Consider the following 25,483-nt stretch of genomic DNA (forward strand, 5'->3'; position numbering starts at 1 on the left):
ACGAGGAGCAATGACATGAAGTGGTCGGGGCGAAGTGCGATTGCGATTGCGGGAGTGTGCGCCGCAGCGACGCTGTTTTCGGGAACCGCGCAGGCGAGCCCACTCTGGGAACCTCTGCAGCCGGTGGCGAACCTGGACGCCGCGCGCTACGTAGGGGAATGGAACCAGGTGGCGGCGATTCCTCAGCCCTTCAACCTCGCGTGCGCGAAGGACACCCGGGCGAGTTACGGGATCGTCGATTCGTCGAACGTGAGCGTGAAGAACACGTGTACGACGTGGACCGGCCAAGCCAACGAGATCGTCGGGAATGCCCGAGTTACCGATCCAGCAACGGGTGCCCAGTTGCATGTGAGCTTCCCCGGGGTGCCCTCGCAGGAGAGTTTGGACGGTCCGCCCAACTACATCGTCACGTATATCGCCGACGACTATTCGTGGGCACTGGTGGGCGATCCACTCAGGCTTTCCGGGTTCGTGCTCTCACGGTCCCCGATTGTCGACGCGGCCGGCTGGAGTGAGATCCGTCGGGTCGCCGAATCCCGTGGATACAACGCGTGCACGATCTTGACGTCACCGACCACCGAGGGCACGTCGGACATCCGTCCGCTCTGCACGGTGTGAGTCTGCTGTCAGCGTGAACCTTCCGGAGCCACACTCCACTACGATCACTGATCGGTACGTGTGGTTTCGGAAGGTTGCGTGGTGGCGAAGAAGCAGATTCCCGTAATAGTCGTCGCAGGCTTTCTCGGTTCGGGCAAGACGACGCTGCTCAACCATCTTCTGCGCAACAACGACGGTGTACGCATCGGCGTGATCGTCAACGACTTCGGCTCCGTCAACATCGACTCGATGATGGTCGCCGGTCAGGTCGATTCGATGGTCTCTCTCAGCAACGGCTGTTTGTGCTGCGCTGTCGACGTCTCGGACATGGACGAGATGCTCAACAAGTTGGCGCACCGGCAATCCGGGATCGACGTCATCGTCATCGAGGCGAGCGGGCTTGCTGAGCCGCGGAACATGATTCGACTCGTCCTCGGAAGTGAGAACCCGTCTGTCGTCTACGGCGGCCTGGTGGTCCTGGTCGACGGAGCCAATTTCTCCACCGTTCGCCGCGAACATCCCGAGCTCGATCAACATGTCCGCCTGGCAGACCTGGTGGTAGTCAACAAGATCGACAGCGTTCCGGTCTCCGAGCGCGAGAGATTCACGGCCGGAATTCGCGAGTTGAATCCGCGAGCGCCGATAGTGGAGACGGCGCATTCACGGATAGACCCTGCTCTGCTGTTCGATTCCGGTGAGGTGACCCCTCCCGCTCCGGGCGATCAACTGAGCCTCGACGAGCTCCTGCGCGAGGGGCACGACGACGATCACGAGGACGGCTCGTGTCACCACGATCACCTGCACCACCGCTACGAATCGGTTGATTTCACGTCGGAGATGCCACTCGATGCCAGGGCTCTGACGCATTTCCTCGAGAATCAACCGCCTGGGGTGTACCGCATCAAAGGATTCGTGAACTTCGAGATTCCGGGTTACACAGGAAAATTCGAGATCCAATCGGTGGGTGATCATGTTCGGATCACGCCGCTGCGGTGGAAGTCGGGCGAACCTCGAACCACGCAACTGGTTGTGATCGGTACCGGGATGGATTCGGGAGTGGTCGGCAGCGCACTCCGCGCCTGCGTGCGCGAGGAAACGGTCGAACCGCACCCCGACGCCATGCTGGGATTGCACCGCTATACCGTCGGGGCGTGAGTGAATCAGATGTATCCGTGTACGAAGCGATTCGGCGACGGCGAGACGTTCGCGCCGAGTTCTCGGGAGAGGTCATCCCCGACGAAACTCTGATGCGCATTCTCGACGCCGCCCATCGCGCGCCGAGCGTGGGAAACACGCAACCGTGGGATTTTGTCGTCGTTCGTAATCCGGAGACGCTCAATACCTTCGCGGCACATGTCGCCGATGCCCGGCTGAAGTTCGCGCAGTCTTTGCCCGAGGATCGCCGATCGACGTTCGACCCCATCAAAATCGAGGGAATCGCCGAGAGCGGTACCGGCATCGTCGTCACTTACGACCCGTCACGCGGTGGCCCGAACATCCTCGGCCGTCATACCGTCGACGACACCGGACTGTTCTCGGCGGTACTCGCAATTCAGAATTTGTGGCTCGCCGCAGTGGCCGAGGAGATCGGCATCGGCTGGGTTTCGTTCTACGACGAGAAGTACCTCACCGAACTCATGGGCATTCCGTCGCCCGTACGCCCCATTGCGTGGCTGTGCGTCGGGAAGGTGACTGAGTTTCAACAGGTTCCGGATCTCGAGCGCTTCGGATGGCGACAGCGCCGGCCATTGGCCGACGCTGTCCACTACGAAACCTATTGAGTTGTACCGGGTGGCCTAGCGCGCGGGACGGCCCCCGGTGGAGCCTGCGGTGCGAGCGCCGCCGCCGGTGCGGGGACGGCGAGCGCCGCCGCCTGCATGTTCCTGACGAGCAACTCCGCCGGTGCGAGCACCGCGTGACTGACCGCCTTGTCCGGAGCGCGCCTGACCCGAACGTGCTGCGCCGCCGCGTCCACCCTGGCCGGCGGGACGCTGTCCGCGTCCACCGTTCGGCTGGGCCGGAGCCTTCGGAGCCGGCGTGACGTGCGGTGCGATGTCGCCGACCAACTTGACGACGTGCTCGGAGTTGGCAGTCGAACGAACCGGGGTCACCTTGATGGCTGCCTTACGCATGAGGATCGCGAGATCCTTACGCTGCTCGGGCAGAACCACGGTGACCACGTCGCCGGCGCTGCCTGCTCGAGCGGTGCGACCACTGCGGTGCAGGTACGCCTTGTGCTCGGCCGGCGGATCGACGTGGACGACCAACTCGACGTCGTCGACGTGGACGCCGCGCGCTGCGACGTCGGTGGCGACGAGGACGCGCGCTTCACCGGCGGAGAATGCCGCCAGGTTACGGTCGCGAGCAGCCTGAGAGAGGTTGCCGTGCAGGTCCACTGACGGGATGCCCGACTCGGTGAGCTGGCGAGCCAACTTGCGTGCCTGGTGCTTGGTGCGCATGAACAGGATGCGACGACCGGTACCGGAAGCGAGCTTCTCGACCAGAGCCTTCTTGGCTTCGACGCCGTCGACGTCGAACACGTGGTGCGTCATCGCGGCGACGGGGGAGTTGGCCTCGTCGACCGAATGCATGACCTCGTTCTTGAGGAAACGCTTGACGAGCTTGTCGACGCCGTTGTCCAGCGTTGCCGAGAACAGAAGGCGCTGCCCGTCCTGCGGGGTGGACGAGAGGATGCGGGTGACGACGGGCAGGAAGCCGAGGTCGGCCATGTGGTCGGCCTCGTCGAGCACGGTGATCTCGACGGCGTCGAGGCTGACGAATTTCTGCTTCATGAGGTCTTCGAGGCGACCGGGGCAGGCGACGACGATGTCGACTCCGGCCTTGAGGGCCTGAACCTGGCGGTGCTGCGAGACGCCACCAAAGATGGTGGTCACGCGCAAGTCGTATGCGGCGGCCAACGGTTCGAGGGTTGCGGTGATCTGGGTGGCGAGCTCACGCGTCGGTGCGAGCACCAGGCCGAGCGGTCGACCCGGACGACGCTTGCCTCCGGACAGTTCGCCGGCGAGGCGGGAGACCATGGGGATGGAGAACGCGAGGGTCTTGCCGCTTCCGGTCTTTCCGCGGCCCAGTACGTCGCGCCCCGAAAGAGTGTCGGGGAGGGTGTCGATCTGGATCGGGAACGGAGAAGTGATTCCGCCGTCTTCGAGAGCTTTCACCAGCGGTGCGCGCACACCGAGGGCTGCGAAGGTGGTAGCGGGCGTAGAGATGTCAGACAAGTGTGTTCAGAGCCTTTCGGGCACGTGTTCGTGCCCGGATGCCGACACGGGAATTAACCGGTCGAACAATCAAGCACAGTGGTGGCGGCGCTGCCGGTCGGCAGGCTTCTTCGCCGTAAGAAGAGCGGGTGCATTGAGCACTCAGCAAGAAAATTTGCGTTCTACGACGCTGGATGCCCGATTTCAGGCACCTAGTGATCGCAACTCTACCTTCTCGGAGCGTTCGACCTACAACCCGACCCATTCGGAGACGCCGTTCGCGAAGTGTTGCCGCTTCCAGATCGGTACCTCGTGCTTGATGCGCTCCACCAGTTCGGCGCACGCGGCGAACGCCTCCGCTCGATGCGGGGCGGCGACGGCGGCGACCAGTGCGAGGTCACCGATCTCGAGGTGACCGACGCGATGGATCGCGGCAACCGGCAGGCCGGTCGAGGCTGCAACCTCTTGGCAGCACGTCTGGAGGAAGCGCTCGGCATCCGGATGCGCTTGGTACTCCAACGCTGAAACTGCTTGACCTCCATCGTGATTGCGCACCGTTCCCGTGAACACCACAACAGCGCCGTTCTTCGGACCGGCTACGGCGGCGTCGACGGTGTCTGCGTGAATCGGTTGCTCGGAGATCCGAGCCAGTAGCTCACTCATCGTGTGCTCCTCCGCCTGCGACCTGCGCGAGCAGGTGATCGATGATGGGTTCGAGGACGGCGAGACCGTCCTTCACTCCACCGGGAGAACCCGGAAGATTGACGATGACCGTCGTACCTGTGAGACCTGCCACACCGCGGCTCAGTGACGCGTGCGGGGTCTTCTCGAGGCCCTTGGTTCGGATCGCTTCTGCGACCCCGGGCAACTCACGGGTCAAGACTGCCCGGGTAGCTTCCGGGGTTGCATCCGTGGGGGAGGCACCGGTGCCGCCGGTGCTGATGACAAGCGACGGGGAGCCCTCCTTGGCGTCAGCGATGCCCGCCGCGATGTCTGCGTCGGCGTACACAAGCGGTCCACGCACCTCGAAGTCCCGCTCGCGTAGCCAGGCTGCGATCGTCGGTCCGGTGGTGTCGGGTCTGGTTCCGTTGGCACCGCCGGTGGAAGCGACGAGGACGGTTGCGGACCGTGGCGAGGTGAAGGCGTGCGCTGGAGATGTCTGTGCGCTCTGAGTGTCGCGGGTCCAATGTCCGTGTTTACCACCGTCTTTGGTGAGCAGGCGAACACCGTTCATGGTGGCTCCGGGATCGACGGCTTTGACCATGTCGTGCAAGGTCAGGCCAGCCACCGCGACGGCGGTGAGTGCTTCCATCTCGACGCCGGTCTGTCCGCGAGTCTTTGCCGTCGCTTCGACGGTGATCGAGGTTTCGGTGAACCCGAAGTTCACCTTGACCGACGAAAGCGCGAGCTGATGACACAACGGGATCAGCTCGGACGTCTTTTTTGCACCGGCGATTCCGGCAATGCGCGCGGTGGTGAGGACATCGGCCTTGGGCATGCCGTCGGCGCGGACGAGGCGAACTACCTCGGCGGTCGTGACGAGTTCACCGGCAGCGACGGCGATGCGCGTCGTCTCTGCCTTGGCGCTGACGTCGACCATGCGCGCTCGGCCTTCGCTGTCGACGTGTGTCAATTCGGTCATGAGTGTCCTTTGAATCAGATCGAGTGAATCAAATCGAGGAAGTCGAGAGCGGGACGACGTCGACGAGATCGCCCGCGCCGAGTTCGGTCACGGCAGCGGGGACGTCGATCAGGACGTCGGCCCACGCCATTGCTGCAACGAGGTGCGAGCCGGGTCCGGCCACGAGTTCGATACCGTCCGCAGTTTTACGCGCGCGCAGGAACTGGCGCTTGCCATCCACCGAACGCAGCGGTGCAGTAAGTGGCAGCCGTTCGCGCGGGATCTCGGGCAGACCCGCGGCCCGGCGCAGTTCGCCGCGGGCGAAGACCTCGAACGAGACCATCGTGCTGACCGGGTTGCCCGGGAAACTCAGGACCGGCACTTCGTTCACCACTGCAGTGCCTTGCGGGCCACCAGGTTGCATTGCGACGTGGCCGAAGTGTGCACCCAGAGGGGTGAGAGTTTCCTTCACCACCTCGAAATCGCCCATGGACACCCCACCGGAGGTGAAAACCAGATCGGCGACCGAGGTTGCGTACGAGAGTAATTCGCGGAATTCGGCCGGGTCGTCGCTGCTTCGGGCGACGGATACGACATCGGCGCCGTTGGCTTCGGCCAATGTTGCCAAAGCTGGTCCGTTGGAATCGTAGATCTCGCCGGGTTCGAGAGTTGTTCCGGCACTTTTCAGTTCGGCGCCCGTCGTAATTATCGCGACCCGTGGCTTCGTGTACGTGTCGAGCGAGGCCAGGCCCACAGCACTCAGCGCGGCGATATGGCGAGGTTCCAAGTGTGTTCCGGCCGTGACCAGTAGCATTCCGGCAGTGATGTCACTGCCACGTTCGCGAACGAATTCGCCTACAGACCTGCCCCGTTCGATGGTGACCACGTGCTCGGTGACGCCCGTGGTGTCCTCGACGGGAACGACGGCGTCGGCACCCTCGGGGAGCGGCGCACCGGTCATGATGCGAAATGCCGATCCTGGAAGGTGTTTCGGTGGTTTTCCGCTTCCAGCGGCGATCACGCCTCGAACCGTCAGTGTGGTCGGAACCGAGGCCACAGAAGCAGCATCGACCGCATATCCGTCCATCTGTGAGTTGCGGAAGAGGGGCAGGTCCACCGGCGATGCGATATCCGAGCAAGTTATGCGCCCCAACGCTTCTGCCGTCGGAACCGCCGACGGAGAGAGGGTGTGCAGGCCGGTGAGCAATCCGGAGATGTGCGCAGCGTGTTCCTCGACCGAACGCGCGCTCATGACAGTAACCTCGACAACCTCGACATGTTTTGATCCTAGGCGGTGTGGTCCGTCCGACACACGGAGTACGGCTTTCGGTCATACTGGAGCAATACGGAAGTTGGTGAAGTGATGACAGTGGTCTCGATGGGAATTCCCACCGTGCGGTTTGACGCTGCCTCCCTCGCCGGTCGTCCCGAGACGGATCTCCTGGTCGACAGGTTCGGGCGTGTTGCCAGAGATCTGCGAGTCTCGATCACCGAGAAGTGTTCACTTCGTTGCACGTATTGCATGCCGGAGGAAGGCTTGCCGGCCATCGCTGCGGAAGACCTTCTGAGTGCCGACGAGATCGTTCGAGTAGTCGGAATCGGTGTCGAACGAGTCGGTATTCGCGAGGTGAGGTTCACCGGCGGCGAACCGCTGATGCGTAGTGACCTCGAAAAGATCATCGCGGGGTGCGCCGCGCGCGTGCCAGGAATTCCACTTGCCATGACCACCAACGCCGTTGGGCTCGAACATCGTGCCGCAAAGCTGGCTGCAGCTGGTTTGACCCGCGTCAATGTTTCCCTGGATTCGGTTGATCGCGCGCACTTCGCGGAATTGACGCGTCGAGACAGGTTGCCTTCGGTTCTCGCGGGAATCCGAGCGGCCGCGGTGGCTGGACTGGCGCCGCTCAAGGTAAATGCCGTTCTCATGCGCGAAACGCTCCACGGCGCGGCGGACCTTTTACAGTGGTGCCTCGACGCCGGAGTCGAATTGCGGTTCATCGAACAAATGCCTCTCGATGCAGACCATGCTTGGGCGCGCGAGAACATGGTGACTGCGGCTGAATTGCTGTCGGTATTGAGTGACCGTTTCGAATTGGCCGCAATCGGTCGCGAAGACCCGTCGGCTCCTGCTGAAGAATGGCGTGTCGACGGAACTGAAATGACGGTGGGGATCATCGCTTCGGTGACGCGCTCGTTCTGCAGTGATTGCGATCGGACGCGAATGACAGCAGAGGGAACAATTCGGTCATGTTTGTTCAGTGACCGTGAAGTTGATCTGCGCGCGGCGCTCAGATCGGGAGCAAGTGACGACGAACTTGCGGATTTGTGGCGCGGTGCGATGTGGAACAAATGGGCAGGGCACGGCATCGACGCCGCGGACTTCGTTCCGCCCGAAAGAAGTATGGGAGCGATCGGTGGCTGATCCGCATTCGATCTCGGTTCGTTACTTTGCTGCTGCAGCGGATGTATCCGGTTGCCGTAGCGAGGTAGTCGCCATCTCGCCCGACAACACACTTGCCGAGTTGGTGGCGGTCTTGGTCGGGCGATACGGACCGGAGATGGAGCGAGTGCTGTCGGTCTCGGCGTTCCTCGTGGGTGACGAGTTGACTCGCGACGTCAGTCGTCTGACTGGTCCAGTCGTGGACGTTCTGCCGCCCTTTGCGGGGGGATAGTCAGTTGGCACGACCACTTTTGTGGTGATTACTCGCCCTCATGGAGGGCAGCGTCGAATTGAGGCCGAATAGTGCGTTCCAGTCTCATTCAGCGTGAGGAATGCGAGGTCGGAAAGCGATTTCGTCGTCTCTGCTGGAGATTCGCTGATCGAAGCCTGTATGCATCACTTGTCCCTATGACATGATGTGGGAATCGTTGTTTCGAGGAGAGGGTTCGATGGTGAGTTCGTGGAAAGTGACTTGGGAAAACTTCAGAGGATATCAGAATCCCACTGAATTTGAATTTCCGAAGATTACTCTACTTATTGGTCGAAACAATGTGGGAAAGACATCGGCCTACGCACCTCTATTGCTCTTGAAGCAGACTTTGGATGCGAAAGATCGTCGAACAAATCTACTGACACGCGGCAGCCTCCTCGATGCGGGGACTTTTAAGGAGATTGTCTACGGTCACGACAGTGATCGATCCCTGCGGTTCAAAATGGACCTGGGTCTAGGCGATTTGAGGGTACGAGGTCGCGATAGTCGCCCTATTACAGACGCTTCGTTAGATATCTCGTTTGACGCACGAGAGGATGGTTTGTCTTGTGCGTTGACTAAGACAATTATGTCAGATCGCTCGGGCAATAATATCGTAAAAAGAATCAAGAATACCAAGAAGGATTCATGGAGGGTCTCCGCCCCAGTGTTACCTCCTCGAAGCTCTGGAGGGCGTCCAATTCGGGAGATTTCAGATTTCTCGAGAGCTTTGAACGAGGAGATGCCTCACGGATTTCTCTTTTCAGGGCTTGGGGCGATCTATATGCCGAGTAAATGGAGGAAGGACGAGCAACGCTGGGAAGCGGCACGTCCTTGGATGGACGCAGTCTTCGATCTGTATGATATACAGAGTTCTTTTAATCACACATTTGAGAATCGATTGCGAAATATTTCCTATCTTGGGCCACTCCGATCCTTGCCGTCTCGTACGTATCGCATATCGCCGGAGGTTCCATCGGATGTTGGACGAGATGGCCAGTTTGCTCCGGAACTTTTGATGAGATCCGATAATGGAGATGTCAAACGTAGCGTAAATCGTTGGCTATCGACTCTGGGGTACGGCGACCTCGATTTCCGTCAGCTTGGTGATGATTTTTTCCAGGTGCTCGTCCGGTCCAGTCGTGATGGTATCGAGGTCAACCTGTCTCACACAGGCATTGGTTTATCGCAACTTCTCCCAATTTTGGTTCAAGGCAGTTTGACTCGTGACGGGGATACATTTATCGTACAACAGCCTGAGATTCATCTGAATCCTGCGCAGCAGTGCATTATTACGGATTTTTTAGTAGATCGTGCTGTCGGCGGAACGCGAACTATTGTCGAGACGCATAGCGAGCACCTGGTGTTGAGGCTACGTAGACGGATTGCGGAAGGCGTTATAAGCGCTCAAGATGTTGCAGTTTATTACTGTGACAATATAAACGATGTATCCACTGCAGAAAGAATATCGATCGGAGAGCGGGCGGAACTCAATATACAAGATTGGCCATCTGGATTCTTTGAGGAACAGCTTGAAGATTCTTTTGCTTTGGCACTCGCGCAGGCCGGCCGATGAAATCTCTGAAGGATTGGTGTTCGACGGGCTTAGTGGTTGATACTTGCGTTCTTGCCCATTCACTTAATGGGCCTAACAAGTTCAATTCCAGCGCTATCGAACTTATGCAGCACATTCTTGGAGATGCTACGATTTGCCTAATTCTGGACGACACGGGAAAAAGATCGCCGAATGCTGAAACTAGCCTCCTTTATTCGGAGTATAAGAGGACATTACCTCCTAATTCGTTTCCACTAGTTGTGCTGACTCGGCTTCTAGGAAGTCAGAGGGTTATATTTGCGGATCGGCCTAGTGTTTCTGACAGAAAAAAAATAGCGAAATTGATACCTAAGAATAAAAAAGATAGAGCTGTTCTTGGAGCAGCCGTTTCATCTATCGATCGCTTTTTGGTGTCGAACGATTTTGATGATTTTAATATAAGTGTTAGATCTAAGGTCGGTAAGGAACTGCATGTCGTAGTGTTGTCGTCAGATCAGGTTTATCAAGAATAGAGAATTCACTCTCGGCAAGGGTTTGGAGGGTTGGGGATTTGGGTTGGTTCGAATATGGTGTCGCTTCGGCAATTGGTCTTTCTGAATCGTTTCGGCTGAATTTCATGATTCGCGATATATATCTTTGCAATTTCTTTGCTGTGCAATCGTTAGCGTGAGATGCACTTGAGAACAGGCAGTCGAGCGAGTTAATTTTCTTGCGTAAATGGAAGGGCTTGGTAGCTATAGATGGTAAGGTGAGGCGGTCTTTGGGAGTTTGATCGCATTACTTCGTTAGATGTGAAAGGCGATTTGCGGCTCGGGTACGGGCGCGCGCGTCAATATCTTCACGGTTGAAGGACAGTCTTATCGCCACCAGGTATCCAGGGGGGTTACCGGCACCGTGCGCTTGTGACGAGTGTTGGCGAACATCTTCTCGAGCTTTTCGGCTACCTCGGAGGAAACGTCCTTTCCTTCGAGGTAGTCGTCTATCTGTGAGTACGTGACGCCGAGGGCAACTTCGTCGGGCAGCGCGGGTCGGTCGTCCTCGAGGTCGGCGGTCGGCACCTTGCGCCACGTGCTCTCGGGTGCGCCCAATTCCTGCAGTAGCGCAGCGCCCTGCCGTTTGCTCAGGCCGGTGAGCGGCGTGATGTCGACGCCGCCGTCACCGAATTTCGTGAAGAAGCCGGTAATCGCTTCTGCGGCGTGGTCGGTACCGATCACGAGGTAGCCGAGCTGACCGGCAATCGCATACTGAATGACCATTCGTTCGCGCGCCTTGATGTTGCCACGGACGAAGTCGCGTAGTTCGCCGTTCCCCAACGCCTCAGAGGCCTCACGGGCTGTGGCGTCGGCGCCAGGCTTGACGTTGACCGTGAGAGAGCGGTCCGGCTTGATGAAGCCGAGTGCGATCTGAGCATCGGATTCGTCGGCCTGCGCGCCATAGGGGAGTCGAACTGCGACGAACTCGGCCTCGTGGCCTTCTTCACGAAGTTCAGTGACCGCGCGTTGGGCGAGGGCTCCGGCGAGCGTGCTGTCCTGACCGCCGCTGATTCCCAGAACGAACCCTTTGGCGGGGGTCGAGCGCACGTAGTCCTTCAGGAACTGGACTCGCGCGCGAACCTCCGCTGCGGCGTCGATTGTCGGCTTTGTGCCGAGTTCTTCGATGATGCTTTCACGCAGTGTGGCCATGAATGGACTCTAGCGATGTGAGCAGGCGCGTGCAGTGCCACCGTATCCGGGGCGGTACGGTCGCGCACATGAGTGCGAACAACGTTCTGGTGGTCAGTGCGACGAAGTCGGAAGCGGCATACGTGCCGCAAGGATACGAACTGCTGATCACGGGGATTGGAAAGGTCAGTGCTGCAACAGCAGTCGCCTCTGCTCTCGCGCGGTACGAGCGGGAGAATCTGCCGCTGGTCGTCAACGTCGGGACCGCCGGTGCGCTGCACGCGCACCACGGTGGCCTCTATGTTCCCGGGGTTGTCATCAATCACGACATCAGCAGCACCGCGATCCGAGCGCTGGGGCACGACGTCGCGGACCGTTTGGTGCTCGCCGGCGGTGACGACTCGGTGTTGGCGACCGGCGACGCATTCATCGCCGACACTGCGACCCGGGACGCTCTCGCTCAGCGAGCCGATCTGGTCGACATGGAGGGGTTTGCCATCGCATTCGCCGCGCAGGCTGCGGGTGCTACCTGCCGACTCGTCAAACATGTCAGCGATCACGCGGACGACTCGGCCTTGGACTGGCCCGCGATGATCGATGCCAGCGCCCGCGAATTGGGGCGCTGGCTGCTCGACAACGTCTGATCGAGCCTGCAGCGTCTGGTCAAGCCTGCGCAGTCAGTATCAATCCGGTGTTGTCGGGCTTGCGCAGGGTCAGTGTGTCGGCGTCGACGGTGTAGCTCACTTCACCGTCGAGTACCGCCAGGATCTGACGCTCGATGTCCATGTTCTCCTCGGGGCAGGCCATTCGCGTGGTTGCCATCGGCGTGAACGTGACTGTGGTGTCGGATACCTGGGCGCTTCCGGTCATGCGATTGCATCCGGTGGTTCCGCTGACCGAACCGTCTGCGGCAATCGTGAGTTCGGGAGCTGACGTCTCCAGAGCCAGGCTCGTACTGATCGCATCGGGACCGATGAGTGACGTGACGGTCCACGTCGTGCCCTGCAGAGGTCGATCCGGCGTGACGATCTTCTTGTCCTGCAGAGTCACTGTGGCGTCGTCCGATGTCAGGGTGAGGGTGTCGCCGTCGAGGCTCCACGTCGGCGCGGAGGTCAGCAATGTTGTTGTCCAGGCGTCGGATTCGGCGATGCCGGGAGGGCAGCCCATCATGGTCGACGCCATGGTGCCGGTGGTCAGCTTGCCGTCGGTGAACTCGACCGAGCCGTTTGCCGTGTTGCATCCGGCACTCGCGGACACTCGATCCGCTTGGCTGAAATCGAGAGTCAGCGGGCCACCGCCGGGAATTTGTGTTCCGTCGACGGAGGTCGAGATGAAGACGCGGCCGGAGGGGTCCGTCTTGTCCTCGGGGGAGTCGGACGAAGCGGAGCAACCGCTTACCGCGGCGATGGTCAGGAGGCCGATGACGGCAGCTGCGATGCGCATGGGCTCACATTAAGTGGTGGGACGGATCTGGGGAGTCAACATCGAGTAACGCGCCGGGCAAGGTCTTCCCAGCCGGCGGCCAGGCGCTCGGTGGTCATCCCGAGATCGCGCACCTGATGAAGGACAAGCGACGCTTCGAGTGGTGCCAACAGCGCTGAAGCGAGCAGATCGAGGTCGCCCTCGACGCCGGCTCCTCGAAGAAGTCCGATGACGTGAGCGATGCCGAGTGCTCGTGCCGGACCGCCGAAGCGGTATTCAGGAGCGTTTTCCGCCGCTCGGAGGACTTCGCCCTGTACTTCCACCATGGCGATCCGGGCTCGTCCGAACGCGATGAGGCGCTCGATCGGCGGCGCGCCAGGACCCAACGGTGGGGGGCCGAACATGAATGCCTGCTGCAGTTCTCGCTCGGTGTGATCGAGCAGTGCCTGCATCAGTCCCGATCGATTGCCGAAGCGCCGAAAAACTGTGCCCTTGCCCACACCGGCCCGGCACGCGACGGCATCCATCGTGACCGCGTCGACACCTCGCTCGGCGACGAGGAGGGCTGCGGCGTCGAGCAGAAGTACGCGGTTACGTGCTGCGTCACCGCGCTCGACGGGTACGGCGCCGATCTGGGGGAGGGGGATTGCGCTCACGGGATCAGGTTACAGGGCCGGGGAATGTAAGTGGACCGCGGTCCGTTTAGTTGATATAACTTTCAACCGGAGCCACCAACCGCACCACTCTCGAAGGAATCTCGTTATGTCACAGACCAATGTTCTCGTTCTCGTCGGCAGCCTGCGCGCCGGATCCGTCAATCGCCAGCTTGCCGAGACGGCTGTGTCCGCCGCACCCGAGGGTGCAACGCTGACGGTCTTCGAAGGCCTCGCCGACGTCCCCTTCTACAACGAAGACATCGACGTCGAGGGTGCTTCCATTCCCGCTGTCGACGCACTGCGCGCCGCTGCGAGCGACGCTGACGCGTTCCTGCTCGTCACCCCCGAATACAACGGCACCATCCCCGCTGTTCTGAAGAACGCCATCGACTGGATCTCGCGTCCGTACGGTGTCGGTGCAGTCAAGGACAAGGCTGTCGCAGTCATCAGCGCTTCGCCCAGCGGTAACGGCGCCAAGTGGGCACACGAAGACACCACCAAGGCAGTCCGCATCGCCGGCGGCAAGGTCGTCGAGGACACCGCACTGAGCATCGGTGGAACCGGCGCACTGTTCGGTGAGCTGCACCCGCGTGAGAACGCAGAGGTGCTCGCTCAGGTCTCCAAGGTCGTCTCCGACCTCGTCGACGCCAGCAAGCAGCTCATCAACGCGTAATCCGTTTCACGAGTGAGGGCCATGCCGGAAGGTATGGCCCTCACTCGTATGCGAGTCACGCCCATCTGTGCGCTAAAGCCCTTCGCGTTCCATAGCGTCGTCGACGGCGTCGCGAACCGACTCGAAATCCTTGCCGGCCATCATCGCTTCGCCCATCGCGGCATCGATACGATCGGCGACGACGGCGTACCGACGCTCCCAGTTCTCCTTGTCCTCCCGCCAGTAACCCATCACGTGCATGCGGGGTGCCGGGATTTCCCATGTTCGACGCAGATGGGCGCGGATGCGTCTGGCGGTCGCGGCCTCGACTGCGCACCAGATGTAGCCCTCGCCGGGAGGCAGGGGAATGGCAGCCAATTCGGCGAGCAGTGAGTCTGCTTCGTCGATCCATCGGTAGTTAGCGGCGGCGCGCGTCGTGAACGTCTGCTGTTCGCTCGGCGCGGGCACCTGTGCAATGACGTGGATCGGTAGACCGTCGGGTGCTTCTTCCAAGATCCGCCCGATCGCAGGCAGTGCGGCGTGATCGGCGACGAGTAGCAGCCAGTCGCACTCTGCCGGCGGCTTGAACCACCCGCTCGCAGTCGAAAGATGGACGGTCTCGCCCGGTTGCGCATTCTCGGCCCAGAGCGCAGCTCCGCCGTGGCCGTGGAGAACGAAGTCGATCTCCAGTTCGTTCTTCGAGGGCTGCCAGCGCCGGACCGTGTAACTACGGGCGTGAGGGGGGTCGAGGGGGAATCTGACGAGCACCCGTTCGTCGGGGCTCCCGCTCGTCTCGAAGTCGCTCAGGCCCGCACCGCCGAAGGTGATTCTGCGCATCTTAGGTGTCACCTGCTGCGTTCTCGTCACGGTTGCCTGGTGGCGCGGAGCTTCGTCCTTCGGGGGTGTTTCCACGACGCTCATGGTAGGTCCGAGTAGTGGTTTTCAGATGCTGTCAGGCCTGCGACCGAAATGTGACGGGCGACACGCCGACGCGCCGGAAGATGTGTGCGCTGAACTGGGGCTACCTGGGAATTTCAACGATGTGACTCACAACATCTCGCGTTATGTGTTTCTGTCGGCCACTAGGTGTAGTGTCTTGAGCACTGAGAGACCACAACGCGGAACGCCTCGAGCGAGACTCCGGCAATCGGTCGAATCGGTGCTGAACATCACTACATCGGCCTTTGTTGGCTAAGCGAAAGAGGGACTCTCATGAGCATCACCGTCTACACCAAGCCCGCTTGCGTTCAGTGCAATGCCACCTACCGCGCCCTCGACAAGGCCGGTCTCGAATACAACATCATCGACATCACCGAGGATGCCGAAGCCCGCGACTACGTCATGGCTCTCGGGTACCTCCAGGCGCCCATCGTGGTTGCCGGTGAAGATCACTGGTCGGGTTTCCGTCCCGATCGCATCAAGACCCTGACCGTCGCTGCTTGAAGCGCCGCAGTGTCGGCGGTGGACACCTCCGCCGACACATCTGAGTAGTTCCGGGCACCGTACAAGAAAATGGTGACAACCGATGACTTCGCTGGTCTATTTTTCCAGCGTGTCGGAGAACACCCACCGATTCGTTCAACGTCTCGGCCTGCCTGCGACACGTATACCTATCCATGACCGTGACGGCTCATTTCGTGTAAACGAGCCCTATGTGCTGATTCTGCCCACCTATGGTGGCGGGGTCACCGTGACAGGGCGCGACACCAGTTATGTGCCGAAGCCGGTCATTCGTTTTTTGAACAATCCACACAACAGGTCGTTGATCAGAGCAGTGATCGCGGCGGGAAACACCAATTTCGGTGAGTCCTTTTGCTATGCAGGAAACATCATTTCCCAGAAATGCCACGTTCCTTTTCTGTACCGGTTCGAACTCATGGGCACTGCCGAGGATGTCGACCGAGTACGAGAAGGCTTGGGGGAGTTCTGGAATCATCTCGAAACAGAGAAGGAGCACGGGCAGTGGCGCCAACCATCACTGACACGATCGCGGCAGGAAGCGTAGAGCGTGATGCACGCGGCGGCGATTCCACCAACGGTCTCGACTACCACGCACTCAATGCCATGCTCAACCTGTACGGCGCCAACGGTGAGATCCAGTTCGAGATGGATGTCGCTGCAGCCCGTCAGTACTTCTTGCAGCACGTCAACCAGAACACCGTGTTCTTCCACAACCTCGACGAGAAGCTGGACTACCTCGTCGAGGAAAACTATTACGAGCCCGAGGTTCTCGATCAGTACTCACGTACTTTCGTGAAGTTCCTGATCGATCACGCGTACGCCAAGAAGTTCCGCTTCCCGACGTTCCTGGGTGCATTCAAGTACTACACCTCCTACACGCTCAAGACCTTCGACGGTAAGCGCTACCTCGAGCGTTTCGAAGATCGTGTCTGCATGGTTGCGCTCACCCTGGCCGCAGGCAACGAAGACCTGGCCGTCGAACTCGTCGACGAGATCATCGCCGGACGCTTCCAGCCCGCCACCCCGACGTTCCTGAACTCGGGCAAGAAGCAGCGCGGTGAGCCCGTGTCCTGCTTCCTGCTTCGTATCGAAGACAACATGGAGTCCATCGGCCGCTCCATCAACTCGGCACTGCAGCTGTCCAAGCGCGGTGGCGGAGTTGCCTTGCTGCTCACCAATGTTCGTGAGCACGGCGCCCCGATCAAGAAGATCGAGAACCAGAGTTCGGGTGTCATCCCGATCATGAAGCTTCTCGAGGACTCGTTCTCCTACGCCAACCAGTTGGGTGCGCGTCAGGGCGCCGGCGCCGTGTACCTCCATGCGCACCACCCCGACATCTACCGCTTCCTCGACACCAAGCGTGAGAACGCCGACGAGAAGATCCGCATCAAGACGCTCTCTCTCGGCGTCGTGATCCCGGACATCACTTTCGAACTGGCGAAGAAGAACGAGGACATGTACCTGTTCTCGCCGTACGACGTCGAGCGCATCTACGGAGTTCCGTTCTCCGACATCAACGTCTCCGAGAAGTACTACGAGATGGTCGACGACAAGCGAATTCGCAAGTCCAAGATCAAGGCTCGCGAGTTCTTCCAGACCGTCGCCGAATTGCAGTTCGAATCGGGCTACCCCTACATCATGTTCGAGGACACGGTGAACCGGGCAAACCCGATCGAAGGCAAGATCACTCACTCGAACCTGTGCTCGGAGATCCTGCAGGTTTCGACGCCTTCACTGTTCAACGACGACCTGTCCTACTCGAAGGTCGGCAAGGACATCTCCTGCAACCTGGGTTCGCTGAACATCGCGAAGACCATGGACTCGCCCGACTTCGCCAAGACCATCGAAGTGTCGATCCGCGGATTGACGGCAGTGTCCGACCAGACGCACATCTATTCGGTGCCGTCGATCGAGCAGGGCAACAACGACTCTCACGCCATCGGCCTCGGTCAGATGAACCTGCACGGATACCTCGCTCGTGAGCGGATCTTCTACGGCAGTGAAGAAGGCATCGACTTCACGAACATCTACTTCTACACCGTGCTGTTCCACGCACTGCGTGCGTCGAACAAGATCGCCATCGAGCGCGGCTCGTACTTCAAGGGTTTCCCGGAGTCGAAGTACGCCTCGGGTGAATTCTTCGACAAGTACACCGACCAGGTCTGGGAGCCTGCAACCGACAAGGTTCGCGGACTCTTCGCCGATGCGAAGCTGCACATCCCCACCCAGGACGACTGGCGTGAGCTGAAGGCTTCGGTTCAGAAGCACGGTATCTACAACCAGAACCTTCAGGCCGTCCCGCCGACCGGCTCGATCTCGTACATCAACTACTCCACCAGCTCTATCCACCCGGTGGCGTCGAAGATCGAGATCCGCAAGGAAGGCAAGATCGGTCGCGTCTACTACCCGGCGCCCTACCTGACCAACGACAACCTGGAGTACTACCAGGATGCCTACGAAATCGGGTACGAGAAGATCGTCGACACCTATGCTGCCGCAACGCAACACGTCGACCAGGGCCTGTCGCTGACGCTGTTCTTCAAGGACACCGCCACCACACGCGACATCAACAAGGCGCAGATCTACGCGTGGCGTAAGGGCATCAAGACGCTGTACTACATCCGTCTGCGTCAGATGGCACTCGAAGGCACCGAGGTCGAGGGCTGCGTTTCCTGCATGCTGTAAAGGGCTCCGCCCCCGTGCGCCTTTTCGGTAGTGGTTACTACCGAAAAGGCGCACAGGGGTATCAAGCCGGCGGACGGCCTGGACCGTGCATCTTGCCGGCATTCTTCGGCATTCGACCGTGCTCGGTGAGTGCGCGCCGAAGGAGAAACTCGATCTGGGCGTTGGTACTTCGGAGATCGTCGGCGGCCCAGCGGGCAAGCGCGTCGTGCACCGCTGGGTCCAACCGAAGCAGGATCTTCTTACGCTCCGATCTCGGAGCTGGATCCGTGGCCATGTGGCCTTTCCTTTACTGGTAGAGCGAACCGGTGTTCAGCACCGGTTGTGCGTCGCGGTCGCCGCACAGCACGACCAGAAGGTTACTGATCATCGTCGCCTTGCGTTCCTCGTCGAGTTCGACGACGTGCTTTTCCTCGAGCTGCTTGAGTGCCATGTCGACCATGGACACCGCGCCTTCGACGATTTGCTTGCGGGCGGCGATCACTGCACCCGCTTGCTGGCGCCGAAGCATTGCGCTGGCGATCTCGGGTGCATACGAGAGCCTGTTGATGCGTGTCTCGATAACTTCGACACCCGCCGCACGCACGCGGGCGTGAACCTCCTCCGACAAGGTGGTGGTGATGATATCGGCGTTCTCGCGCAACGAGACTCGGCCTTCGGCGTCGTACGGGTAGCTGCCGGCGATATGGCGGACTGCCGCCTCGGTCTGCACCGAGACGAACTCCTCGTAGTCGTCCACCTGGAATGAGGCGAGCGCTGTGTCGGCAACTTGCCAGACGACCACCGCCGAGATCTCGATGGGATTTCCGTCGGCGTCGTTCACTTTCGCCTGACCGGTCTCGTGGTTTCGGATACGCGTAGAGATCGATCGACGGACCGTCAGCGGATTTGTCCATCGCAGGCCCGGCGTGCGCAGGGTGCCGCTGTACGAGCTTCCCAGGAGTTGAAGGACTCGGGCTTGATTCGGTTGCACCAAGGTCAGGCCCATCAGCAGGGGGAGTGACGCGATGAACAGCACCACACCGACCGGAATCAGGGCGAAGAGTCCCAGAACTCCGCCAACGACGGACAGCGCGATTCCGGCCAGGAAGAGAAGTACGCCGCCGAGGAGCATCCAGCTGCCGGACAGGTCCCAGCCTGGGCGTTCGGCGATCGTTGTGGTGGCGACTCCGGTCGGTTTCTCGGCCACGGTGGGTGTGCTGGTCATGCGGGACTCGCTTTCCATCGGTAAGTGATATTTAATTGATATCACATTTTTTGTACTCGTGAAGGGGCGCGTGCGACACATGTTGTTGTGTTGGCATCGCGGACCCGACACAACGGGTAGTGTTCAGGCAAGCCAACATTCGGCAGTATCTCTCTCGCTAGGTAGGAATTATGGTCAAGCTGGTCAGTCGCGTTTCCGCCATCAACTGGAATCGCGTCCAGGACGAGAAGGACGCCGAGGTATGGGATCGCCTCGTCAGCAATTTCTGGCTGCCCGAAAAGGTGCCGGTCTCCAACGACATCCCGTCCTGGGGAACGCTGACCGCGCAGGAGCAGCAGCTCACCATGCGCGTCTTCACGGGCCTGACGCTGCTCGACACCATCCAGGGAACGGTCGGCGCCGTCAGCCTCATCCCGGACGCGATCACTCCCCACGAAGAAGCGGTGTACACCAACATCGCCTTCATGGAATCGGTGCACGCGAAGAGTTACAGCTCGATCTTCTCGACGCTGTGCTCCACCCCGGACATCGACGACGCGTTCCGCTGGTCGGAGGAGAACCCCAACCTGCAGCGCAAGGCGCAGATCGTTCTCGACTACTACAACGGCGAGTCGCCGCTCAAGCGCAAGGTCGCCTCGACGCTCCTCGAGAGCTTCCTCTTCTACTCCGGCTTCTACCTGCCGATGTACTGGTCCTCGCGAGCCAAGCTCACCAACACCGCAGACCTCATCCGCCTCATCATCCGCGACGAGGCCGTGCACGGGTACTACATCGGCTACAAGTACCAGAAGGGCCTCGAACAGCTCACCGAGGCCGAGCGTGAAGAGCTCAAGAACTACACGTTCGAGCTGCTCTTCGAGCTCTACGAGAACGAGGTCGACTACACGCAGGACCTCTACGACGGCGTCGGCCTGACCGAGGATGTCAAGAAGTTCCTGCGCTACAACGCCAACAAGGCGCTCAACAATCTCGGCTACGAAGGCCTCTTCCCGAAGGACGAGACGGACGTCAATCCGGCTATCCTGTCGGCACTTTCACCGAATGCGGACGAGAATCACGACTTCTTCTCCGGCTCGGGAAGCTCCTACGTCATCGGCAAAGCCGTCAACACCGAAGACGACGACTGGGATTTCTAGAGCGACCTATATACCGAAGCCCGACTCCTGCACACGCGGGAATCGGGCTTCGGTCGTCGATGGGGGGAGTGGGTCAGCGCAGAAACCACGCTTCCGGCTTGTCCAGCAATGCTTTTGCGAGGCGCAGACGCGAGGTTTCCGTCATGTCTGAAGGCAATTCGCTCGGCGCGAACCACGCGACCTCGAGGTTTTCGTCGTCCGCCACGTGTGCATCTCCGCCGGTCCACCTGGCCAGGAAGCAGACGTCGAGGTACTGAGTTACGTCACCATTGGGGTACGTAATGGGTTCTGTGACATCGACACTCGTGATCCGAATCAATTCGGCGTCGACGCCGGTTTCTTCCTTCGCCTCGCGCACCGCCGCCGACGACGGTTCCTCTCCGGGCTCGAGAACGCCGGACACGACGGCCCACTGACCGTTGTCGGCGCGGCGGGTGAGCAGGATCCGGCCGTCGTCGTCGCGGATCACGACGCTCACGCCGGACAGCCAGAGCGGCGCATGACCGACCTTCTCGCGCAAAGCGACAATGAATTCCGGGATCGGCATGATCAGAACCCGACCGTCACAGTTGTGGCGAGCCGCCTCGAATGTGGGAGTAGTGGTTCGTTCCAGTCAGCTCGCATATCCGTTCAAGGTTCCCTTCAAGTCCGCCAATACGGCACGGGCGGCAGTCATCCCGTTTCCGTTCCAGATTTCGTCTTCAGCGACGAACACACGCCGGTCGGTGGCGGCGGCGAGGTCCTGCCACTGGTCGCTCTTCATGATCTCGGTGCCGTAGGTACGGCCGTTCGGCCCGTCGAAGAGTACGTAGATCAAGTCACCTTCGGCGGCGCTGAGATCGTCGGCCGGAATCGGTGCTGTGGTCGCATCGGTCAATCGCTGCGCCGGTGGGCGCCGGACGCCGACGTCGCTGAGGATCTGTCCGGCGAAGGATGCGGGACCCTCGATCTGCAGGTCCTTCGAACCGAACCGAACCACTGATGCCTGCGTCTGTGATGCATTCAATGCGTCGCCGAGCTGCACGACGTCCTGCTGGTAGCGGTCCAGCTCCGTCGCAGCCGCGGACGAACGGCCAAGTGCCTGGCCGGCGAGGGCGAACTGCGCTTTCCAATACACGGGATCCGAGCCGGCGAACACGGTGGGGGCAATGGCGTCGAGTTGCCCGTACAAACCGTCGGACGCCGGACTGGACCCGAGGATCAAGTCCGGCGCGGCGGCCTTCACGGCGTTGACGTCGGGTGCGCTCACGGGGCCGACGCTCGGAATCTCCGAGATGCCGAAACCGAGGTACGACGGTTGAGGCGAGTCGACACCGGTCGCGGCGCCCACTACCCGCTCCCACAGACCGAGGGCGCACACGGCGTCCATCGAGACGCTGTCGAGGACCACGATCCGTTGGGGATCGGAAGGAACCTCGGTTTCACCCGCAGTGTGTACGACTCGACGCTTCACCCCGGGGCCCGCTCCCGGGTCGGCTTGCGTCGGCGTCGGGCACGCGGTGGCGGTGTCGCGTTCGATACCCATCACGCCGGCACCGGCGATCGACGTAGTGGTCCGGACGATGGTGCTCGCGGGATCGTCCGACGAGTCGGACGAGCAACCACCGAGGACGAGCATCGTGGCGGCGATCCCCAGGATCGAGACACGACGAATGGACGTGCGGGCGGTCGTGCGTGAGAGAACAGACGTGCGTGAGAGAACAGACAAGTCGACGGCTTCCTGTGTGAGCGGGCGCCGTTCAGGTTAGCTGTTCGACTCAGCTGTTCTGCTTGTCCACCTCGAACGTGTCCGAGAGGTCGTCGAGGATCATGTGGGCGCCCTGGATGCTGACCGGCGACATCCAACGTGAATCGTCCACGTCGACCTTGCGTCCTCGAAGGGTCTGCCACAGCGGGCTCTCGAGGAACGGCTTCGCAGCTTCGGCGCTCTTGCCCTCGGCGTCTTGCCAGGTGCTGATGAAGATGACGTCCGCGTCGGCTTCGTTGATCAGCTCGGGGCTGATCTTCATCATGATGTTTCCGGCATCGGCGGGGTCAGGTCCCTGGTTGTCCGGGCGCTTCAATCCGGCGTCCTGAAGGACGATGCCGCTGAACGAGGTGGTGCGGTAGAGGCGTGCCGTCGGTTCACCGGCGAATCGGACTACCGAGATGACCGGGTTGTTCGCCTTCTCGTTGATTTCCTTGCCGACGGTGGCTGCGCGGGTTTCGTACTCGGTGATCTTCGCCTCGGCCAGTGACTCCTTGCCCAGCGCTTGACCGACCAGGCGGATGTTGTCCTTCCACGTCGGGCCGGTCGTCTGAGTGAAGACGGTGGGTGCGATCGCGGACAGTTGTTCGTAGTTCTTCCCGTCGCGGACCTCGGCGGAGATGATGAGGTCCGGCTGCAGTGCGGCGATCTTCTCGAGGCTTGCACTGCTGACCGTGCCGACGGAGACGGCGTCCGCGGCGAATTCCTCCCGGGAGGATCCGAGGTAGTCGGGCAGACCGGGCTCGCGGTAGTCGACGTAGCCGACGAGCGGGGATTCGAGGAGAAGGACGGCGTCGGTGAAGCTGTTGTCGAGCGCGACGATCCGCTGGGGTGCTGCCGGGATTTCGGTGCTTCCACGGAAGTGTTCGATCGTGCGGGGGAATGCGCCCGACTCGGTCGAGGTGGTGGTTGCAGCGGGCTCGTCGTTACTCGAGCAGGCTGGAACGACCAAGGCGATCGAGGCTGCGACGGCTACCAGCGCGGCGCGGCGGGGAAAGAATTTCACTGAATACTCCTGAGGTGAGTTAGGCGAGGGTGACCTTATCAGTGGAGGAGATGGCCGAAAACGGACACCGGCCGAATTCTTCGACGGGTACGACACGCCGATTCGGATGTGGGTTCGGACTCCCGAGGGAACATAAACCGCAGGTCGTTCGTTTGGTGCCCCCAAAAACGGATGCTCGAGTACGACGCAGAGTAGGACCGGGTCGCGGTGCCTCGGAGTCACGGTCTACGATTCGATGAGCGCAAGCCAGAAGCCGTTGTCCGCAGCCCGGGCGACGGACCCTGCGGGCGCAACCAAGGGCTCTTTGACGGAGTCTGCGGAGCGACCAAAGGCACATTCAGGAGGATCAGTGACTGCCGTAGCGCCCCAGCCAGTCCCCACGATAGCGCCGGCCAGGCCTTACCCGCCGCGGCAGGGACCCAAGGGCTCATTCATTTTCAAGATGATCACGACCACCGATCCCAAGGTGCTCGGAATCATGTACTTGGCGACTTCCATCGCCTTCTTCCTCATCGGTGGCCTCATGGCACTGATGATGCGTGCCGAACTTGCTGTACCCGGCATGCAGTTCCTTTCCAACGAACAGTTCAACCAGCTGTTCACCATGCACGGCACGATCATGCTGCTGCTGTACGCGACCCCGATCGTCTTCGGCTTCGCGAACTACATTCTTCCGCTCCAGATCGGTGCACCCGACGTCGCGTTCCCGCGTCTGAACGCGTTCAGCTACTGGCTGTACCTGTTCGGCGCGATCATCACGACGGCCGGATTCGTCACGCCCGGTGGCGCAGCAGACTTCGGTTGGACGGCATACACGCCGCTGACCAGCGCGCTGCACAGCCCCGGCGTCGGCGCCGACCTGTGGGTCTTGGGTCTGGCTGTCGCCGGCCTCGGCACCATCCTCGGTGGCGTCAACATGGTTACCACCGTGATCTGCCTGCGCGCACCCGGTATGACCATGTTCCGCATGCCGATCTTCACCTGGAACATCTTCATCACCAGCATCCTGATCCTGCTGGCATTCCCGCTGTTGACCGCTGCATTCATGGGCCTGTTCGTCGACCGCCATCTCGGTGGACACATCTTCGACCCGGCAACGGGCGGTGTGCTGCTGTGGCAGCACCTGTTCTGGTTCTTCGGTCACCCCGAGGTGTACATCATCGCGCTGCCGTTCTTCGGCATCGTCTCGGAGATCTTCCCGGTCTTCAGCCGTAAGCCGATCTTCGGCTACAGCGGCCTGGTGTACGCAACGTTGGCCATCGCCGCTCTGTCGATCGCAGTGTGGGCTCACCACATGTACGCGACCGGCGCTGTTCTCCTGCCGTACTTCTCGTTCATGACGTTCCTGATCGCCGTGCCGACAGGTGTGAAGATCTTCAACTGGATCGGCACGATGTGGAAGGGGCAATTGACCTTCGAATCGCCGATGCTGTTCTCGATCGGCTTCCTGATCACCTTCCTCTTCGGTGGTCTGTCGGGCGTCATCCTCGCGAGCCCGCCGCTCGACTTCCACGTCACGGACAGCTACTTCGTCGTCGCCCACTTCCACTACGTGGTCTTCGGTACGGTCGTGTTCGCCACGTACGCCGGTATCTACTTCTGGTTCCCGAAGATGACCGGCCGCATGATGGACGAGCGCCTCGGCAAGTGGCACTTCTGGACCACGTTCGTCGGCTTCCACGGCACGTTCCTCGTCCAGCACTGGCTCGGTGCCGAAGGTATGCCGCGTCGTTACGCCGACTACCTGCCCTCGGACGGGTTCACGGTTCTGAACTCGGTGTCCACGATCTTCGCGTTCGTACTCGGTGCCTCGACGCTCCCGTTCATCTGGAACGTCTTCAAGAGTTACCGCTACGGCGAAGTGGTCACCGTCGACGATCCGTGGGGCTACGGAAACTCGCTCGAGTGGGCGACAACCTGCCCGCCGCCGCGTCACAACTTCACCGAGTTGCCGCGCATCCGCAGCGAGCGTCCGGCCTTCGAGCTGCACTACCCGCACATGGTGGAGCGAATGCGCGCAGAAGCGCACGTCGGCCCCGGTCACGGTGGGAAGAACGCCAGCACCGTGCTCGAAGATGCTCGTCACGAGCCGCTCACAGTCGGGGACGAAGGCGACCCCGGCACCGACAGCCGCTCCTGAGCGAAGTAACACACTGAAGTAATCAGCGAAGGCCC

General features: G+C 60.8%; 26 protein-coding genes. 13 read left to right on the forward strand and 13 right to left on the reverse strand.

The window, feature by feature from the left end:
• Positions 1–15: 15 nt before the first annotated feature.
• The 3 genes from RE4_RS12205 to bluB all read left to right on the forward strand — a co-directional run bounded on the left by RE4_RS12205 (position 16) and on the right by bluB (position 2,378).
• On the forward strand, positions 16–618 hold the full coding sequence (locus RE4_RS12205) for a lipocalin family protein (protein WP_021334361.1): 603 nt from the start codon (positions 16–18) through the stop codon (positions 616–618).
• Between the two features lie 81 nt (positions 619–699).
• Positions 700–1,752, forward strand: coding sequence for a CobW family GTP-binding protein (locus RE4_RS12210; RefSeq protein ID WP_029255081.1), 1,053 nt, complete (start codon positions 700–702; stop codon positions 1,750–1,752).
• Positions 1,749–2,378, forward strand: coding sequence for a 5,6-dimethylbenzimidazole synthase (gene bluB, locus RE4_RS12215; protein ID WP_019747874.1), 630 nt, complete (start codon positions 1,749–1,751; stop codon positions 2,376–2,378). The genes RE4_RS12210 and bluB overlap by 4 nt, the downstream gene beginning before the upstream one ends.
• A gap of 15 nt (positions 2,379–2,393) precedes the next feature.
• Here the strand turns inward: bluB and RE4_RS12220 are convergent, their stop codons facing one another.
• The 4 genes from RE4_RS12220 to RE4_RS12235 all read right to left on the reverse strand — a co-directional run bounded on the left by RE4_RS12220 (position 2,394) and on the right by RE4_RS12235 (position 6,685).
• Positions 2,394–3,833, reverse strand: a complete 1,440-nt coding sequence (locus RE4_RS12220; protein ID WP_019747875.1) for a DEAD/DEAH box helicase — start codon at positions 3,831–3,833, stop codon at positions 2,394–2,396.
• 228 nt (positions 3,834–4,061) lie between these two features.
• Entirely contained in the window at positions 4,062–4,475 is a 414-nt protein-coding gene (locus RE4_RS12225; protein ID WP_007731311.1) for a molybdenum cofactor biosynthesis protein MoaE, read from the reverse strand.
• Complete coding sequence (gene moaCB, locus RE4_RS12230; protein ID WP_060938646.1) at positions 4,468–5,454, reverse strand: bifunctional molybdenum cofactor biosynthesis protein MoaC/MoaB; 987 nt, start codon at positions 5,452–5,454, stop codon at positions 4,468–4,470. The genes RE4_RS12225 and moaCB overlap by 8 nt, the downstream gene beginning before the upstream one ends.
• A gap of 28 nt (positions 5,455–5,482) precedes the next feature.
• The gene (locus tag RE4_RS12235) at positions 5,483–6,685 is read right to left on the reverse strand and encodes a molybdopterin molybdotransferase MoeA (RefSeq protein ID WP_060938647.1); all 1,203 of its coding nucleotides are present in this window, start codon (positions 6,683–6,685) and stop codon (positions 5,483–5,485) included.
• Between the two features lie 111 nt (positions 6,686–6,796).
• On the opposite strand from RE4_RS12235, the gene moaA reads away from it, so the two are divergent.
• The 3 genes from moaA (at position 6,797) to RE4_RS30680 (ending at position 9,699) form a co-directional block, all read left to right on the forward strand.
• Positions 6,797–7,855 carry a GTP 3',8-cyclase MoaA gene (moaA, locus tag RE4_RS12240; protein ID WP_060938648.1) on the forward strand — a complete coding sequence of 353 codons (1,059 nt, stop codon included), beginning with the start codon at positions 6,797–6,799 and terminating at the stop codon, positions 7,853–7,855.
• Positions 7,848–8,105 (forward strand): MoaD/ThiS family protein, encoded by a 258-nt coding sequence (locus RE4_RS12245; protein ID WP_060938649.1) that lies wholly within the window; start codon positions 7,848–7,850, stop codon positions 8,103–8,105. The genes moaA and RE4_RS12245 overlap by 8 nt, the downstream gene beginning before the upstream one ends.
• 217 nt (positions 8,106–8,322) lie before the next feature.
• On the forward strand, positions 8,323–9,699 hold the full coding sequence (locus tag RE4_RS30680) for a DUF3696 domain-containing protein (RefSeq protein ID WP_158630213.1): 1,377 nt from the start codon (positions 8,323–8,325) through the stop codon (positions 9,697–9,699).
• Positions 9,700–10,535: 836 nt separating this feature from the next.
• On the opposite strand, the gene nadE is transcribed toward RE4_RS30680, so the two are convergent.
• Complete coding sequence (gene nadE / locus RE4_RS12250; RefSeq protein WP_060938650.1) at positions 10,536–11,360, reverse strand: NAD(+) synthase; 825 nt, start codon at positions 11,358–11,360, stop codon at positions 10,536–10,538.
• Positions 11,361–11,428: 68 nt separating this feature from the next.
• Between nadE and RE4_RS12255 the strand changes: the two genes are divergently transcribed.
• Complete coding sequence (locus RE4_RS12255; protein ID WP_060938678.1) at positions 11,429–11,983, forward strand: nucleosidase; 555 nt, start codon at positions 11,429–11,431, stop codon at positions 11,981–11,983.
• A gap of 19 nt (positions 11,984–12,002) precedes the next feature.
• Here RE4_RS12255 and RE4_RS12260 read toward each other — a convergent pair whose 3' ends face one another.
• Together RE4_RS12260 and RE4_RS12265 are read right to left on the reverse strand one after the other, a co-directional pair.
• A complete protein-coding gene (locus tag RE4_RS12260) occupies positions 12,003–12,782 on the reverse strand; it encodes an META domain-containing protein (protein WP_060938651.1) in 780 nt (259 codons plus the stop codon).
• 35 nt (positions 12,783–12,817) lie between these two features.
• On the reverse strand, positions 12,818–13,417 hold the full coding sequence (locus RE4_RS12265; RefSeq protein ID WP_019747883.1) for a TetR/AcrR family transcriptional regulator: 600 nt from the start codon (positions 13,415–13,417) through the stop codon (positions 12,818–12,820).
• A gap of 106 nt (positions 13,418–13,523) precedes the next feature.
• Here RE4_RS12265 and RE4_RS12270 point away from each other — a divergent pair, with 106 nt between their 5' ends.
• Positions 13,524–14,090 carry an NAD(P)H-dependent oxidoreductase gene (locus tag RE4_RS12270; RefSeq protein ID WP_060938652.1) on the forward strand — a complete coding sequence of 189 codons (567 nt, stop codon included), beginning with the start codon at positions 13,524–13,526 and terminating at the stop codon, positions 14,088–14,090.
• A 72-nt stretch (positions 14,091–14,162) separates the two neighbouring features.
• Here the strand turns inward: RE4_RS12270 and RE4_RS12275 are convergent, their stop codons facing one another.
• Positions 14,163–14,990, reverse strand: coding sequence for a siderophore-interacting protein (locus RE4_RS12275; RefSeq protein WP_046378370.1), 828 nt, complete (start codon positions 14,988–14,990; stop codon positions 14,163–14,165).
• 291 nt (positions 14,991–15,281) lie between these two features.
• On the opposite strand from RE4_RS12275, the gene nrdH reads away from it, so the two are divergent.
• The 3 genes from nrdH (at position 15,282) to nrdE (ending at position 18,215) form a co-directional block, all read left to right on the forward strand.
• Positions 15,282–15,512 (forward strand): glutaredoxin-like protein NrdH, encoded by a 231-nt coding sequence (nrdH, locus tag RE4_RS12280; protein WP_019747886.1) that lies wholly within the window; start codon positions 15,282–15,284, stop codon positions 15,510–15,512.
• A gap of 82 nt (positions 15,513–15,594) precedes the next feature.
• The gene (gene nrdI / locus RE4_RS30685) at positions 15,595–16,074 is read left to right on the forward strand and encodes a class Ib ribonucleoside-diphosphate reductase assembly flavoprotein NrdI (RefSeq protein WP_019747887.1); all 480 of its coding nucleotides are present in this window, start codon (positions 15,595–15,597) and stop codon (positions 16,072–16,074) included.
• Positions 16,032–18,215 (forward strand): class 1b ribonucleoside-diphosphate reductase subunit alpha, encoded by a 2,184-nt coding sequence (gene nrdE, locus RE4_RS12285; RefSeq protein WP_029255087.1) that lies wholly within the window; start codon positions 16,032–16,034, stop codon positions 18,213–18,215. The genes nrdI and nrdE overlap by 43 nt, the downstream gene beginning before the upstream one ends.
• Positions 18,216–18,276: 61 nt before the next feature.
• Here nrdE and RE4_RS12290 read toward each other — a convergent pair whose 3' ends face one another.
• Both RE4_RS12290 and RE4_RS12295 read right to left on the reverse strand, forming a co-directional pair.
• The gene (locus RE4_RS12290; RefSeq protein WP_003944723.1) at positions 18,277–18,489 is read right to left on the reverse strand and encodes a type II toxin-antitoxin system antitoxin; all 213 of its coding nucleotides are present in this window, start codon (positions 18,487–18,489) and stop codon (positions 18,277–18,279) included.
• A gap of 12 nt (positions 18,490–18,501) precedes the next feature.
• Positions 18,502–19,419: an SPFH domain-containing protein gene (locus RE4_RS12295; RefSeq protein WP_003944699.1), complete on the reverse strand. Its 918-nt coding sequence runs from the start codon at positions 19,417–19,419 to the stop codon at positions 18,502–18,504.
• A gap of 170 nt (positions 19,420–19,589) precedes the next feature.
• On the opposite strand from RE4_RS12295, the gene nrdF reads away from it, so the two are divergent.
• Complete coding sequence (gene nrdF, locus RE4_RS12300) at positions 19,590–20,555, forward strand: class 1b ribonucleoside-diphosphate reductase subunit beta (protein WP_003944744.1); 966 nt, start codon at positions 19,590–19,592, stop codon at positions 20,553–20,555.
• 73 nt (positions 20,556–20,628) lie between these two features.
• Here nrdF and RE4_RS12305 read toward each other — a convergent pair whose 3' ends face one another.
• From RE4_RS12305 to RE4_RS12315, 3 genes are all read right to left on the reverse strand, one after another.
• Positions 20,629–21,102: an NUDIX hydrolase gene (locus RE4_RS12305; protein ID WP_020969286.1), complete on the reverse strand. Its 474-nt coding sequence runs from the start codon at positions 21,100–21,102 to the stop codon at positions 20,629–20,631.
• 66 nt (positions 21,103–21,168) lie between these two features.
• Positions 21,169–22,263 carry an iron-siderophore ABC transporter substrate-binding protein gene (locus RE4_RS12310; protein ID WP_020969287.1) on the reverse strand — a complete coding sequence of 365 codons (1,095 nt, stop codon included), beginning with the start codon at positions 22,261–22,263 and terminating at the stop codon, positions 21,169–21,171.
• Between the two features lie 49 nt (positions 22,264–22,312).
• A complete protein-coding gene (locus RE4_RS12315) occupies positions 22,313–23,308 on the reverse strand; it encodes an ABC transporter substrate-binding protein (RefSeq protein ID WP_019747891.1) in 996 nt (331 codons plus the stop codon).
• Positions 23,309–23,657: 349 nt separating this feature from the next.
• Here RE4_RS12315 and ctaD point away from each other — a divergent pair, with 349 nt between their 5' ends.
• Positions 23,658–25,448 carry an aa3-type cytochrome oxidase subunit I gene (ctaD, locus tag RE4_RS12320; protein ID WP_020907234.1) on the forward strand — a complete coding sequence of 597 codons (1,791 nt, stop codon included), beginning with the start codon at positions 23,658–23,660 and terminating at the stop codon, positions 25,446–25,448.
• The last annotated feature ends 35 nt before the right edge of the window (positions 25,449–25,483 follow it).

The organism is Rhodococcus erythropolis NBRC 15567, assembly GCF_001552595.1.
In the GTDB taxonomy this organism is placed as follows: domain Bacteria; phylum Actinomycetota; class Actinomycetes; order Mycobacteriales; family Mycobacteriaceae; genus Rhodococcus_F; species Rhodococcus_F erythropolis.

What these genes read in the sequence shown, in the direction of transcription:
- RE4_RS30680 (WP_158630213.1), top strand. Translation starts at nt 8,323, where the DNA reads ATGGTGAGTTCGTGGAAAGTGACTTGGGAAAACTTCAGAGGATATCAG.
- RE4_RS12275 (WP_046378370.1), bottom strand. Translation starts at nt 14,990, where the DNA reads ATGAGCGTCGTGGAAACACCCCCGAAGGACGAAGCTCCGCGCCACCAG.
- RE4_RS12255 (WP_060938678.1), top strand. Translation starts at nt 11,429, where the DNA reads ATGAGTGCGAACAACGTTCTGGTGGTCAGTGCGACGAAGTCGGAAGCG.
- RE4_RS12305 (WP_020969286.1), bottom strand. Translation starts at nt 21,102, where the DNA reads ATGCCGATCCCGGAATTCATTGTCGCTTTGCGCGAGAAGGTCGGTCAT.
- nrdH (WP_019747886.1), top strand. Translation starts at nt 15,282, where the DNA reads ATGAGCATCACCGTCTACACCAAGCCCGCTTGCGTTCAGTGCAATGCC.
- RE4_RS12295 (WP_003944699.1), bottom strand. Translation starts at nt 19,419, where the DNA reads ATGACCAGCACACCCACCGTGGCCGAGAAACCGACCGGAGTCGCCACC.
- nrdF (WP_003944744.1), top strand. Translation starts at nt 19,590, where the DNA reads ATGGTCAAGCTGGTCAGTCGCGTTTCCGCCATCAACTGGAATCGCGTC.
- nrdI (WP_019747887.1), top strand. Translation starts at nt 15,595, where the DNA reads ATGACTTCGCTGGTCTATTTTTCCAGCGTGTCGGAGAACACCCACCGA.
- RE4_RS12235 (WP_060938647.1), bottom strand. Translation starts at nt 6,685, where the DNA reads ATGAGCGCGCGTTCGGTCGAGGAACACGCTGCGCACATCTCCGGATTG.
- RE4_RS12270 (WP_060938652.1), top strand. Translation starts at nt 13,524, where the DNA reads ATGTCACAGACCAATGTTCTCGTTCTCGTCGGCAGCCTGCGCGCCGGA.
- moaA (WP_060938648.1), top strand. Translation starts at nt 6,797, where the DNA reads ATGACAGTGGTCTCGATGGGAATTCCCACCGTGCGGTTTGACGCTGCC.
- RE4_RS12260 (WP_060938651.1), bottom strand. Translation starts at nt 12,782, where the DNA reads ATGCGCATCGCAGCTGCCGTCATCGGCCTCCTGACCATCGCCGCGGTA.
- moaCB (WP_060938646.1), bottom strand. Translation starts at nt 5,454, where the DNA reads ATGACCGAATTGACACACGTCGACAGCGAAGGCCGAGCGCGCATGGTC.
- RE4_RS12290 (WP_003944723.1), bottom strand. Translation starts at nt 18,489, where the DNA reads ATGGCCACGGATCCAGCTCCGAGATCGGAGCGTAAGAAGATCCTGCTT.
- RE4_RS12225 (WP_007731311.1), bottom strand. Translation starts at nt 4,475, where the DNA reads ATGAGTGAGCTACTGGCTCGGATCTCCGAGCAACCGATTCACGCAGAC.
- RE4_RS12205 (WP_021334361.1), top strand. Translation starts at nt 16, where the DNA reads ATGAAGTGGTCGGGGCGAAGTGCGATTGCGATTGCGGGAGTGTGCGCC.
- nadE (WP_060938650.1), bottom strand. Translation starts at nt 11,360, where the DNA reads ATGGCCACACTGCGTGAAAGCATCATCGAAGAACTCGGCACAAAGCCG.